Origin of the sequence: Streptomyces sp. NPDC007164 (assembly GCF_040634135.1) — a bacterium.
Lineage (GTDB): Bacteria > Actinomycetota > Actinomycetes > Streptomycetales > Streptomycetaceae > Streptomyces > Streptomyces sanglieri.
Genome location: NZ_JBEYFB010000005.1, coordinates 265,309 through 277,146 on the forward strand (window position 1 = coordinate 265,309; position 11,838 = coordinate 277,146).

The window sequence follows — 11,838 nt, forward strand, 5'->3', positions numbered from 1 at the left end:
AGCGCACCTCCCCCTGGCCGTACGACGCGGTCCCCCTGGTCGATGCCCGGGGGAGGACCGCCGTACGCGGCGCATTGAAGTACAAGGGGAGCGCGCGGAGGGAGTGTTCCCGCCGCGCGCTGTGCTTCCGTGCCCTTGTCAGCCGAGCGTGAGGGACTTGAAAGCGCGTGCCTGCTCGGTGATGGCGCGCTCCGTGGGCAGCCGTTCCATGGACGAGGCGCCGAAGAAGCCGGCGATCCCGGAGGTGTGCTCCAGGACGTAGCGGGCGTCCTCCGGTTCGGCGATCGGGCCGCCGTGGCAGAGCACGATGATGTCGGGATTGACGCGCTTTGCGGCGTCGTGCATCTCCTGAACGGCGGTGGCGGCCTGATCGAGGGTGAGCGCGGTCGAGGCGCCGATGGAACCCTTGGTGGTCAGCCCGACGTGCGGCACGAGGACATCGGCGCCCGCCCGCGCCATTCCGGTGGCCTGCTCGGGGTCGAACACGTAGGGCGCGGTGAGCAGATCGCGCTCGTGGGCCTGGCGGATCATGTCGATCTCCAGACCGAAGCCCATGCCGGTCTCTTCGAGGTTCTCGCGGAACCTGCCGTCGTACAGCCCGACGGTGGGGAAGTTCTGTACGCCGGCGAAGCCGATGGTCTTCAACTGGTCGAGGAAGTTGCCCATGATCCGGAACGGATCGGTGCCGCACACCCCGGCGAGCACGGGGACGTCCCGCACCACGGGCAGCACCTCGCCCGCCATGTCGAGCACGATGGCGTTGGCGTCGCCGTACGGCAGCAGACCCGCCAGCGAGCCCCGGCCGGCCATCCGGTACCGGCCGGAGTTGTAGATGATCAGCAGATCGACGCCGCCGGCCTCCGCGCACTTGGCGGACAGGCCGGTGCCTGCGCCCGCGCCTATGACGGCCTTGCCTGCTGCGACCTGCTCGGTCAGGCGCGACAGGGCTTGATTGCGGTTCACGGATGGACTCCTGTTTCCGTTGGTGGGTTTCTCGCCGCTCGGGCGCGCGGATGCGGGGCCTCCGGCGCGCGCGGAGGCGCGGGCTCAGACGTTCGGGTGCGAACGTTTCCGGGTGCTGATCAGCTGGTGGAGGTGGTCGGCGGCGGCGACGGCGAACGACGCGTCGTTGAGATGGGCGCCGATCTCGCGCAGATCGACGGCGCTGCCCCGCAGCGCGGCGCGCAGGGACGCCAGCCCGGCGGCGTCGGCCTCCGGATCGTGGAACGGACCGCCCGGCGCGTCCACCGCGGAGACGCCGCCCAGCGGCCAGAGGACCGCCGTCGGGCCGTGTGCCGAAGCCAGCTTCCGCCCCATGGAGGCACCGAGTTCGGCCATCTCGCCGGCCGTGGTGCGCATCAGGGTGACGGTCGGATTGTGCTCCAGGAACCGGCGTCCGGCGAAGCGCTCCGGGACGGTGTCGACGGCGCCGAAGTTGACCATGTCCAGTGCGCCGGGCGCGACCACCTGCGGCAGCCCCGCCCGGCCCGCCGCGGTGAGCCGGTCCGGGCCGGCGCTCAGCACGCCGCCGACCAGATCGTCCGCGAGCTCGGTCGTGGTCAGGTCGAGGACACCGGCGAGGAACCCGCCCGCGGCGAGCTTCTCCAGCGCCCGGCCGCCCGCGCCGGTGGCGTGGAAGACCAGCACCTCGTAGCCCAGCTCGTCCAGCCGCTGCCGTGCGGCGTCCACTGCCCGGGTGGTGACGCCGAACATGCTGGCGCCGATCAGCGGACGCCCCTGGGGCTGCGGCTCGTTCAGCCGCCGCTCGTGGTGGATGGCCATGCCCGCCGCGGCGGCCACCGCGTTGCCCATGATCTGCGTCGAGACGGAGTTGATGCCCGCCACGTCGACCACGCTGTACATCATGGTGATGTCGCTGCTGCCGACGTACGGCGACACGTCCCCGCTGGCCATGGTGGACACCAGCACCTTCGGGACGCCGATGGGCAGCGCCTGCATGGCACGCGCGGCGATGAACGAGCCACCGCTCCCGGCCACCGCCAGCACCGCGTTCAGCTGCCCCTCGCGGTACAGATCACCGACGATCTGCTCGACCCCGTCGGCCATGGCGGACACCGCCGCACCACGGTCCCCGTTGGCGCGCAGCGCCTCCAGACCGTGCCCGGCGCGGCGCGCGACGGCCGCCGCGTCGATGTCGCCCGTGACCGTGCCCACGGGCGACGGCATCACCCCGGCATCGACGAGCACCACGTCGCAGCCCGACTCGCGAAGCCGGGCCGAGAGCCACTCGTACTCCGGCCCTTTGGTGTCCAGTGTTCCGACGAGCACCACGGTCGCCATGTCTTTGCTCCTTTGCAACGGCGTTCTCCCGATCATGTGCGAGCCACCGGAGGGCGGCAAAGACCACTTGAGGGCAATTGGCCTGCGGCGGGCGATGATGAGTGCATGGACCGGATTCCTCCCACCCGGCTGTCCCGTCTGCTGACGGGGTGGTCCAAGGACGGCACGGGCGCGATGCCGCAACTGCTGGCCGAGGCGCTGCGCGAACTGGCGCAGCGCGGAGACGTGGCACCGGGCACGGTGCTGCCCTCCCAGCGCGCCCTGGCGACGGCGCTGGGCGTCAGCCGTTCCACGGTGACGGCGGCGTACGGACTGCTGGAGGCCGAGGGGTGGCTGGAGAGCCGGCAGGGCAGCGGCTCCCGGCTGCGGGGCTCCGGCGCGGTGGGCGAGCCGGCCACCGAGGGCCGGCTCGCCAGCTTCGGGACCAGGGGCGGCGGCATCGACCTGTCCAGCGGAGCGCTGGACGGCCTGCCCGCGGTCGCGGCGGCGGTCGGCGGGCTGTCCGCCGCCGACCTCACCGTCGCGCTGGCCGGCGACGGATACCTCCCGTACGGGCTGCCGGAGCTCCGCGAGGGGATCGCCGAATACCACCGGTCGGCGGGCCTGCCGACCTCCCCGGAACAGATCCTGGTGACCGCCGGATCCCAGCAGGCCGTCTGGCTGATCACCCAGGGCCTGGTCGAGCCCGGTGACACGGTGATCGTGGAGGATCCGACTTACCGGGGCGCGCTCGAAGCGCTGCGCGGCCGCGGCGCCCGGCTGGTGCCGCTGCCCGCGGACGGGGCGCCCGGTGCCCGGGCGCTGGCCCGGCTGGCCGGTCATGTCCGGCCCCGTCTCGTCTACCTCCAGCCGGCCGTCCACAACCCCACCGGACGCGGCATGGACGAGCCCACCCGCCTCGCCTGGGCCGCCGTCCTGGCCGAACAGGGCCTGTACGTGGTCGAGGACAACGCCTACGCCGAACTGTCCCTGCTCGACGACGCCGCGCCCCGCTCCCTCGCCGGCCTGCTGCCGCCCGCCGCCACGGCCACCGTGGGTACCCTGTCCAAGCTGTTCTGGGGCGGGCTCAGACTGGGCTGGATCCGGTCCTCCACCACCGTGATCCGACGGCTGGCCGACATCAAGAAGTCCGTCGACCTGTCCTGCCCGGTGGTGGAACAGATGCTGGCCGTGGAGCTGCTGCGGCAACTGCCCCGGGCGCGGGCCCGCCGCCGCTCCCGGCTGCGCGAACGTCTCGCGGAGACCGAACGGCTCCTGCGCGAGCAGCGGACCGGCTGGCGGTGGGAGCGCCCCGACGGCGGCTCCGCCCTCTGGGTGGAGATCCCGGGCGCGGACGCCGAGGCCACCGCCCAGCTGGCCCGCCGCGCGGGCGTGCTGATCGTGCCCGGCCCGGCCTTCTCCGCCGTGGACGGCTTCCGCCACCATGTGCGGCTCCCGTTCGCCGACGACGACGGCAGCCTGGCGAAGGCCCTGCCCGTGCTCGTCGACTGCGCGGAACGGAGCCGCACCGCTCACTGACGGCATCCGGGGCCGTCAGGGGCGATACCGCAGCGGATGGTCCGCGGGGACCTCCACCATGACGATCCGGTGCCCGTCGGGGTCGCGGAGCCACATCTCGACCAGCCCCCACGGCTCGCGCACCGGCTCCCGCAGCACCTCCACGCCGCAGGCCGACAACTCCTCGTGGGCCGCCCGCACGTCCGCGACCTGCATCCACAGTTCGAGACCGGGCACCGGCGGCCCGGCGGCGCGCCCGGACACCTCCAGGAAGCCCCCGCCCAGGAAGTAGACCGTGCCCCGCTCGGGGCCGGTACCGAACTCCCGGTAGACGGGCAGCCCGAGGGACTGCCCGTAGAAGATCCGCGACCGCTCGGGATCCACCGGACGCAACAGGATCCGGCTGCTCAGCACATGAACCATGCGCCGACTCTAGATCCGGGACACCCGCGTTACGCTGCTCCGGCACGGCCACAGCACAGAAACGGAGAGCCACCGCAATGGACACCGCCCCCGCGCAGGACCCGGGACAGCTGACCTTCCGCGACGCGGCCGACGCCGATGTGCCGGCCCTGGTGACGCTCATCGAGTCGGCGTACCGCGGGGACTCCAGCCGGGCCGGCTGGACCACCGAGGCGGACATCCTCCAGGGCCGGCGGACGGACCCGGACGGTGTGCGGCGGGTCGTCGAAGCGCCCGGCAGCCGACTGCTCGTGGTGGAGCGCGACGGCGGGCTCGTCGCCTGCTGCCAGCTCGAACACCGCGGCGAGGCCGCCTACTTCGGAATGTTCGCGGTCCGTCCCGGACTCCAGGGCGCGGGCCTCGGCAAGGTGATCATCGCCGAGGCCGAGCGCACCGTCCGGGAGAGCTGGGGCGTGCGCGAGATGCACATGACCGTGATCTCGGTGCGCGAGGAGCTGATCGCCTGGTACGAGCGGCGCGGCTACCGCCGTACGGGAGAGCTCAGCCCGTTCCCGTACGGCGACGAGCGCTGCGGCATTCCGCAGCGTGACGACCTCGTCTTCGAGCTGCTGGTCAAGGACCTCGGCTGACCGGGCCCGCGGTCAGGCGGTGAAGCGGCCGGCGCGGCGGATCTCCGGGTAGTCGGTGGTCGCGCCGTCCAGCCGCAGGGCGCGCGCCAGGCGCAGATGGTCCTGGGTGTTCACCACCCAGCCGATGACCTTCAGCCCCTCGGTGTGCGCCTGTTCGGCGACCTCCAGGGTGAGCCGGCGGATGTTCAGCGCCAGGGTCGCCGCCCCCACCGCCTTCGCCCGGTCCACCACATCGCCCCGCCAGCGGCTCGCGATGAGCACGGTCCGTACGCCCGGCACCAGCCTGGCGATCTCGGCCACCGCCTCGTCATGGAACGAGGACACCTCGACCCGGTCGACGAGATCGCGCCGCACTATCACCTCGGCCAGCGCGCGGGCCGCCGCCGCGTCCTTGATCTCGGCCTGCACGGGGGACCGTACGGCGTCGAGCACCTCCTCGAAGACCGGCACCCGCTCGCCCTGCCCGGCATCGAGCTCGCGCAGCTCGGACAGGGTCTTCTCGCTGATCGGCCCCTTGCCGTCCGTCGTGCGGTCCACATCGGCGTCGTGCATCACGGCCAGTGCGCCGTCCTTGCTCAGATGTAGGTCCAGCTCGATCGCGTCCATTCCGGCCCGTTCCGCGTGGACGAACGAGCGCAGGGTGTTCTCCGGCTCGACACCCATCACTCCGCGATGTCCGATGGTGAGAAAAGACAAGGCAACCCGCTTCCGTCGACGTCGTCTTTCGCGTGCGGCTCCTACCCACGAAGCACTACGGCATTACGGCAATTGGGCAGCCTAACGGCCTCTGGGCGGATGGGAAGGGCGGACACCCGCTCCGCGCGTCCGGTCGACGGAAGTAGTCGCTTCAAACGTTCTGCACAGGAAGAATCGCGGTGACCGTGGGGGTCGGCAGGATAATTTTCTGGGCCCCACTTGTCTCAAGGAACCGCACATGGATACGGTTGCTTGACGCGAGGTTCTCCCGTGGAGGAAGTGTTATGACGGAAATTCTTGTGCAGGACGCCGCCGAAGGCGGCATAGCTACGGACCGGCGGGTGGTCGATCATCCCGCCTGGCCCGCGCTCAAGAATGCCGTGGAGGAGATCCGCCCCTGGCAGTCGAAGGACGGTTCCATCGACTTCGAGACCGAGGGGGCCCCGTCCCCCGAGGCCGCGCGGTCGACGCTGGACCGTGTGATCGGCGCGGTCGTGGAGCTCTCCCCGCTGCTGCCGCACGACGCCGCGTACCACCGTGCCCTCGCCGCAGACCTGCGCCGCTGGGCCGCGGACGGCTTCGGCGTGCCGGACTTCCTGGACTCGCTGCTCGCCTTCCAGCCGGCCAAGGACCGCGCGGACGGGCTGCAGCACCTGGTCGTCTTCGCGATGTACACGCAGAACGGCAACCCGGACCGCAATCTCGAAGCGGTCGTGCTGCGGATGGTCTGGCCCGATTGGCTGGCCGAGCTGGAAGCCACCCGCTACGACAACCCGCTGTTCTGCGGCATCACCTTCGAGGACTTCACCTCCGGTTACGACACCAATTCCGCGGTGCTCTTCCCGGAGACCATCGCCGTGCGCGAGGCCCCCGAGCGCTTCAGCTGGGGCGGCATCTTCTGCGACCGCGAGGCCGCCCGCTTCCGCCGGGTCACCGAGGCCTCCGTCGAGCTGCTCGGCGTCGAGCTGCCCGAGGACATCCGGGAGATGGTCGCCGACCAGCAGCGCTGCGAGCAGGCCTTCGTGCTCTGGGACATGGTCCACGACCGCACCCACAGCCACGGCGACCTGCCCTTCGACCCCTTCATGATCAAGCAGCGCCAGCCGTTCTGGATGTACGGCCTGGAGGAGCTGCGCTGCGACCTCACCGCCTTCAAGGAGGCCGTGAAGCTGGAGGCCGACGGCGTCGCCCAGGGCCGTGACGTGCAGTACGCCGTGCTGTTCGACCGGATGTTCCGCTTCCCCGTCACCGGCGAGCGCGTCCGCAACTACGACGGCCTCGGCGGCCAGCTGCTCTTCGCGTACCTGCACAAGCACGACGTGATCCGCTGGACCGACAACACGCTGAAGATCGACTGGGACCTCGCCCCGCAGATCACCAACCAGCTCTGCGCCGAGATCGAGAAGCTCTACCGCGACGGCATCGACCGCCCCAAGCTGGTCCACTGGTTCGCCGCCTACGACCTGGTCGCGGCCTACCTCGCCCCGCACCCGGGCTCCCGCTGGGCCAAGGGCCCGGACGCGCTGGACCTGTCGCAGCCGCCGCGTAAGCTCGTCGACGATGTGCTTCCGGACGAGTTTCCCCTGAGCATGTTCTATGAGGCGCTCTCCAAGAAGCTGAAGAATGTGATCGCCTCGACCAAGGGGATCACCGCCGCGGATGCCGAGCGGGCAGCCGCGTGAGCGCCGGGTCTGAGGAGGCGGTGGCCATGAACGGAAACGGCAAGGGCAACGGGAGCGGCGCTCTTGAGGGTGCGGTCGTCGCGGTCGCCGGTGCCGCCGGCCCGGCCGGGCGGGCCGCCCTGCTGCGGCTCGCCGAGGCCGGCGCGACCGTCGTGGCCTCCGACGCGGACGCCACCCGGCTGGCCGAGGCGGTCGACGCCGCGCGCTACGCCCACGGCGGCGCCACCGTCACCGGCGACACGGTCGATCTGCTGGACCTCGGCGCCGCCCGCGAATGGGCGGCCAAGACCGAGAAGGAATTCGGCCGGATCGACGGCCTGGTCCACCTCGTCGGCGGCTGGCGCGGCAGTTCGAGCTTCGCCGAGACCGACCTCGCCGACTGGAACCTGCTGGAGAAGCTGCTGATCCGTACGGTCCAGCACACCTCGCTGGCCTTCCAGGAGGGTCTCCAGCGCAGCGATCGGGGCCGCTACGTGCTGATCAGTGCGGCCGGGGCGAGCAAGCCCACCGCGGGAAACGCGGCCTACGCCGCGGCGAAGGCGGCGGCCGAGGCCTGGACGCTCGCACTCGCGGACGCGTTCCGCAAGGCGGGGGGCGACGAAGGGCCCAGGACCGCGGCTGCGATCCTGATCATCAAGGCACTGGTGCACGACGCGATGCGCGCCGAGCGCCCCAATGCGAAATTCGCGGGCTTCACCGACGTCAAGGAGCTGGCCGATGCCATCGCCGGCGTCTGGGACCGGCCCGCCCCGGAAGTGAACGGAAAGCGCCTGTGGCTGACCCCACAACCGTAAGGACCGACGCGCGGCGCCATCACGACCCGCAGATCCGAGGCTTCGCCAGCGACAACTACGCGGGCACCCATCCGGAGATCCTCGCTGCCCTCGCCCTCGCCAACGGCGGTCACCAGATCGCCTACGGCGAGGACGAGTACACCGGGCACCTCCAGCGCGTCATGCACAGTCACTTCGGCCCCACCGCCGAAGCCTTCCCGGTCTTCAACGGCACCGGTGCCAACGTCGTCTCCCTCCAGGCGATGACCGACCGCTGGGGCGCGGTGATCTGCGCCGAGTCCGCCCACATCAACGTGGACGAGGGCGGCGCCCCGGAGCGGGTGGGCGGCCTCAAGCTGCTCACCGTGCCCACCCCGGACGGCAAGCTCACCCCCGAGCTCATCGACCGGCAGGCATACGGGTGGGACGACGAGCACCGCGCCATGCCCCAGGTCGTCTCGATCACCCAGAACACCGAGCTGGGCACGGTCTACACACCCGACGAGATCCGCGCCATCTGCGACCACGCCCACGGACACGGCATGAAGGTCCATCTGGACGGGGCCCGGATAGCCAACGCCGCGGCGTCGCTGGACGTGCCGATGCGCACGTTCACCAACACCGTCGGCGTCGACGTGCTGTCCTTCGGCGGTACGAAGAACGGGGCGATCTTCGGCGAGGCCGTGGTCGTCCTGAACCCGGACGCCGTCCGTGCCATGAAGCACCTGCGCAAGCTGTCGATGCAGCTCGCGTCGAAGATGCGCTTCGTCTCCGTGCAACTGGAGGCGCTGCTCGCCGGCGACCTCTGGCTACGCAACGCCCGGCATGCCAACGCGATGGCCCAGCGCCTCGCCGAGGGCGTGCGCACGGTGGACGGCGTGGAGATCCTCCACTCCGTCCAGGCCAACGCCGTCTTCGCCCGGCTGCCCCACGAGGTCAGCGAACGGCTGCAGAAGCGCTTCCGCTTCTACTTCTGGGACGAGGCGGCCGGCGATGTCCGCTGGATGTGCGCCTTCGACACCAGGGAGGACGACGTCGACGCGTTCGTCCTCGCTCTGAAGGAAGAGATGGCGAAGTAGCCAGAACTGAATAGATATGCGGTCGACCGGAAAGATATTGCTCTCCGGTCGACCGCACATCTGCGCTCGGCGGCCGTGGAGCTGATCCAGCAAGTCCCGGAACTGTCCGCCTGCCTCGCCGCCTACGAGGCCATCGACCACGGGCATTCGCTGGTGCGGGAGACGGTCGCCGAACTCCGTGGCGGCAGCACCGACGCACATGCGTACGCGGCCGCCGCCCATGCCTTTGCCCGCGACACCACCGCGCACTCCGCCGATTCCGGCGACCCGCGCGTCACCCGGCGCGCCTCCGACGTCCTTGCGACGCGCAACGGCATCTGCCATTCCGAGTCCCAGGTCCGCCGAGGACCGCCGGCAGCTGTGGCGCACGCTGCCCACGGCGCTCTGAGGCCACGCCGAGCGGCCGGCCCGAACCGCCGGCCCGCCGGATTCACCGATCGCCGCAACGGTCGCGCTCCGGGGCGCGGGGCACCGCCGGCTCCACGGAGTGACGTTTCGGCCCGTCAGCTCTTCTCCCGCACCTCGGCGGGGGTCGGGGCCGTACCGCCGAGGTGGGCGGGCACCCACCAGGTGTCGCTCGCGTCCTTCGGGCGCACGGGATAGGCGCGCTGGGCCGCCTCCAGGAGCTCCTGGACCCGTTCCCGCAGCCGCCGGGTGATCGCGCCCGCGTACTGGTCGGTGGGCGCCTCCAGCGGCTCGCCGACCCGGATCGTCACCGGCACGTGATTGCGCTTGAAATTGCGCGGCCGCCCCTTGGTCCACAGCCGCTGCGTGCCCCACAGCGCCATCGGGATCAGCGGCACGCCGGCCTCCTGAGCCAGCCGGGCGGCGCCCGACTTGAAGCTCTTCAGCGTGAACGACTCCGAGATGGTGGCCTCGGGGAACACGCCGACGATCTCGCCGGAGCGCAGCGAGGCGAGCGCGTGCGCATACGCGTCCTCGCCCTGCTTGCGGTCGACGGGGATGTGCTTCATCCCGCGCATCAGCGGCCCTGAGACCTTGTGCCGGAAGACCGATTCCTTCGCCATGAAGCGGACCAGCCGCTTCTGCGGCAGGGCCGCGAGCCCGGTGAAGATGAAGTCCAGATAGCTGATGTGATTGCTCACCAGTACCGCGCCACCGGTCTTCGGGATGTGCTCGGAACCCTGAGTGTCGATCTTCAGGTCAAGCGCCTTGAAAAACGTGCGAGCGGCGCCGATGACCGGCCGATAGACGAGTTCTGCCATCTGGGGAAGACCCTTCTTCAGCGCCTGAGGAGGGTTCTCCCGGCGGAAGTTACGCAGCCGTAGGTTTGCGGCATTGCGCCGATCGTGCCCCATGCGCGACGCGGTGGCCAGTCTCGGAGGGCTCGGGGCGCGAGATTCTCGTCACGTGGAACCTCCGGGAATGTCTCGCGGGCCGGCGGTGCTGACCTCTTGCGATGAGCTCTGACAGGAGGCCGAAGGTGGACGGGCAGACGTGTGGCGGGTCGCTGGACGCGGCCCGGATCGGCGCCGAACTGGGCGAGCGGGCCACCCTGATGCAGTTCTCCAGCGCGTTCTGTCAGCCCTGCCGGGCCACTCGCCGCACCCTTGCCGAGGTGGCCCGCATGGTGGACGGCGTGGCCCATGTCGAGATCGACGCCGAGGCGCATCTCCCCCTCGTGCGGGAGCTGGAGATCAGCCGGACGCCGACCGTGCTGGTCCTCGACGCGGCCGGCCGGATCGTTCGCCGGGCCGTCGGGCAGCCGCGCACCGTCGACGTGGTCGCCGCGCTGGGACAGGCGATGTGACGGACCGTGACGCATCTCCCACATCGCGGAACGCTCTTGACTGCACCCACCATGCATCGTCAGTCTGACGCTATGCCGCCGGAAGTCCTTCTCTACGGCCGGGTCCACGTCGATCTCGCCCGCAACGCGAGCGCGCGCTGTCCGGGTGCCTGAGCAACCACGGCCCCGTAAGCCACTTCCGCAGAAGGACATGTCCATGACGGCATCGCCCGAGCTCGACGCCCCCCGCCAGGCTTCCCCCGAGCTGCTCCGCTCGGTCTTCCGGCAGCACGCCGCCGGTGTGGCGGTGATCACCGCCGCCGGTGACCGGCCGGTCGGCTTCACCGCCACCTCCCTCAACTCCGTCGCCGCCGAACCGCCGCTGATCTCCTTCGGGGTCGGCACCTCGTCCTCCAGCTGGCCGGTCCTGGCCGAGGCCGAGCACGTCGGCGTCCACATACTCGGCGAGCACCAGCAGGAGCTGGCCGCCACCTTCGCCCGCAGCGGCGCCGACCGGTTCGGTCCGTCCACCTATTGGCGCAGTGGGCCCGAAGGAGTCCCGGTACTCGGCGGCGTACTGGCGTGGCTGGTCTGCCGCGTGGTCGCCCGCGTCCCGGCCGGGGACCACCGGATCGTGATCGCGCAGGCCGTGGCCGGCGATCCGGCCGGAGTCGGCCGTCCGCTGATCTATCACCAGGGCCGTTTCAGCGCGCTGCGGGACTGATCCGGCCCAGGCGGCACATGGGGTGTCGTACGTTGGGCATATCACAGTTCCAAGCGCTTGCTCATGAGTGGGCCGCTGGGTGTACTGGCTAGTAATATTTCCGGTCGAGGCGTCGGTCGCCCCGACCGGAAACCGCCCCATCAGGCGCCTATGCTGCGTGCAACAAGGCAGCCCGGAAATGACGATGCAGTAGGAGAGCCGGCGTGAGCTTGAGGATCGTTGTCTGTGTGAAGTACGTGCCCGACGCCACGGGTGACCGGCATTTCGCCGATGATCTGACGGTG

General features: G+C 70.8%; 12 protein-coding genes and 2 pseudogenes. 9 read left to right on the plus strand and 5 right to left on the minus strand.

Features of this window, described 5'->3' with window-relative positions:
• Positions 1-138: 138 nt before the first annotated feature.
• Entirely contained in the window at positions 139-963 is an 825-nt protein-coding gene (locus ABZ622_RS11380) for a phosphoenolpyruvate hydrolase family protein (RefSeq protein ID WP_360542123.1), read from the minus strand.
• Between the two features lie 84 nt (positions 964-1,047).
• On the minus strand, positions 1,048-2,301 hold the full coding sequence (locus ABZ622_RS11385; RefSeq protein WP_360542124.1) for a Tm-1-like ATP-binding domain-containing protein: 1,254 nt from the start codon (positions 2,299-2,301) through the stop codon (positions 1,048-1,050).
• A gap of 105 nt (positions 2,302-2,406) precedes the next feature.
• Between ABZ622_RS11385 and ABZ622_RS11390 the strand changes: the two genes are divergently transcribed.
• The gene (locus ABZ622_RS11390) at positions 2,407-3,819 is read left to right on the plus strand and encodes a PLP-dependent aminotransferase family protein (protein ID WP_360542125.1); all 1,413 of its coding nucleotides are present in this window, start codon (positions 2,407-2,409) and stop codon (positions 3,817-3,819) included.
• 15 nt (positions 3,820-3,834) lie between these two features.
• On the opposite strand, the gene ABZ622_RS11395 is transcribed toward ABZ622_RS11390, so the two are convergent.
• Positions 3,835-4,221 carry a VOC family protein gene (locus ABZ622_RS11395; RefSeq protein ID WP_360542126.1) on the minus strand — a complete coding sequence of 129 codons (387 nt, stop codon included), beginning with the start codon at positions 4,219-4,221 and terminating at the stop codon, positions 3,835-3,837.
• 77 nt (positions 4,222-4,298) lie between these two features.
• Here ABZ622_RS11395 and ABZ622_RS11400 point away from each other — a divergent pair, with 77 nt between their 5' ends.
• Complete coding sequence (locus tag ABZ622_RS11400) at positions 4,299-4,850, plus strand: GNAT family N-acetyltransferase (RefSeq protein ID WP_360542127.1); 552 nt, start codon at positions 4,299-4,301, stop codon at positions 4,848-4,850.
• A gap of 12 nt (positions 4,851-4,862) precedes the next feature.
• Here the strand turns inward: ABZ622_RS11400 and ABZ622_RS11405 are convergent, their stop codons facing one another.
• Positions 4,863-5,513, minus strand: coding sequence for a glycerophosphodiester phosphodiesterase family protein (locus ABZ622_RS11405; RefSeq protein ID WP_360542128.1), 651 nt, complete (start codon positions 5,511-5,513; stop codon positions 4,863-4,865).
• 317 nt (positions 5,514-5,830) lie between these two features.
• On the opposite strand from ABZ622_RS11405, the gene ABZ622_RS11410 reads away from it, so the two are divergent.
• The 4 genes and pseudogenes from ABZ622_RS11410 to ABZ622_RS11425 form a co-directional block, all read left to right on the plus strand.
• Complete coding sequence (locus ABZ622_RS11410; protein ID WP_360542129.1) at positions 5,831-7,228, plus strand: DUF6421 family protein; 1,398 nt, start codon at positions 5,831-5,833, stop codon at positions 7,226-7,228.
• A gap of 26 nt (positions 7,229-7,254) precedes the next feature.
• The gene (locus tag ABZ622_RS11415; RefSeq protein ID WP_360542130.1) at positions 7,255-8,022 is read left to right on the plus strand and encodes an SDR family NAD(P)-dependent oxidoreductase; all 768 of its coding nucleotides are present in this window, start codon (positions 7,255-7,257) and stop codon (positions 8,020-8,022) included.
• Entirely contained in the window at positions 8,001-9,080 is a 1,080-nt protein-coding gene (locus ABZ622_RS11420; protein ID WP_360542131.1) for a low specificity L-threonine aldolase, read from the plus strand. Before ABZ622_RS11415 ends, ABZ622_RS11420 begins: the two co-directional genes overlap by 22 nt.
• A gap of 75 nt (positions 9,081-9,155) precedes the next feature.
• Positions 9,156-9,413, plus strand: a pseudogene (locus ABZ622_RS11425) (transglutaminase); the annotation flags it as partial.
• Between the two features lie 170 nt (positions 9,414-9,583).
• On the opposite strand, the gene ABZ622_RS11430 reads toward ABZ622_RS11425, so the two are convergent.
• Positions 9,584-10,306, minus strand: a complete 723-nt coding sequence (locus ABZ622_RS11430; protein WP_360542132.1) for a lysophospholipid acyltransferase family protein — start codon at positions 10,304-10,306, stop codon at positions 9,584-9,586.
• A gap of 218 nt (positions 10,307-10,524) precedes the next feature.
• On the opposite strand from ABZ622_RS11430, the gene ABZ622_RS11435 reads away from it, so the two are divergent.
• The 3 genes and pseudogenes from ABZ622_RS11435 to ABZ622_RS11445 form a co-directional block, all read left to right on the plus strand.
• On the plus strand, positions 10,525-10,851 hold the full coding sequence (locus ABZ622_RS11435) for a thioredoxin family protein (RefSeq protein ID WP_360542133.1): 327 nt from the start codon (positions 10,525-10,527) through the stop codon (positions 10,849-10,851).
• 196 nt (positions 10,852-11,047) lie between these two features.
• Entirely contained in the window at positions 11,048-11,554 is a 507-nt protein-coding gene (locus ABZ622_RS11440) for a flavin reductase family protein (RefSeq protein ID WP_360542134.1), read from the plus strand.
• 203 nt (positions 11,555-11,757) lie between these two features.
• Positions 11,758-11,838, plus strand: a pseudogene (locus ABZ622_RS11445) (electron transfer flavoprotein subunit beta); the annotation flags it as partial.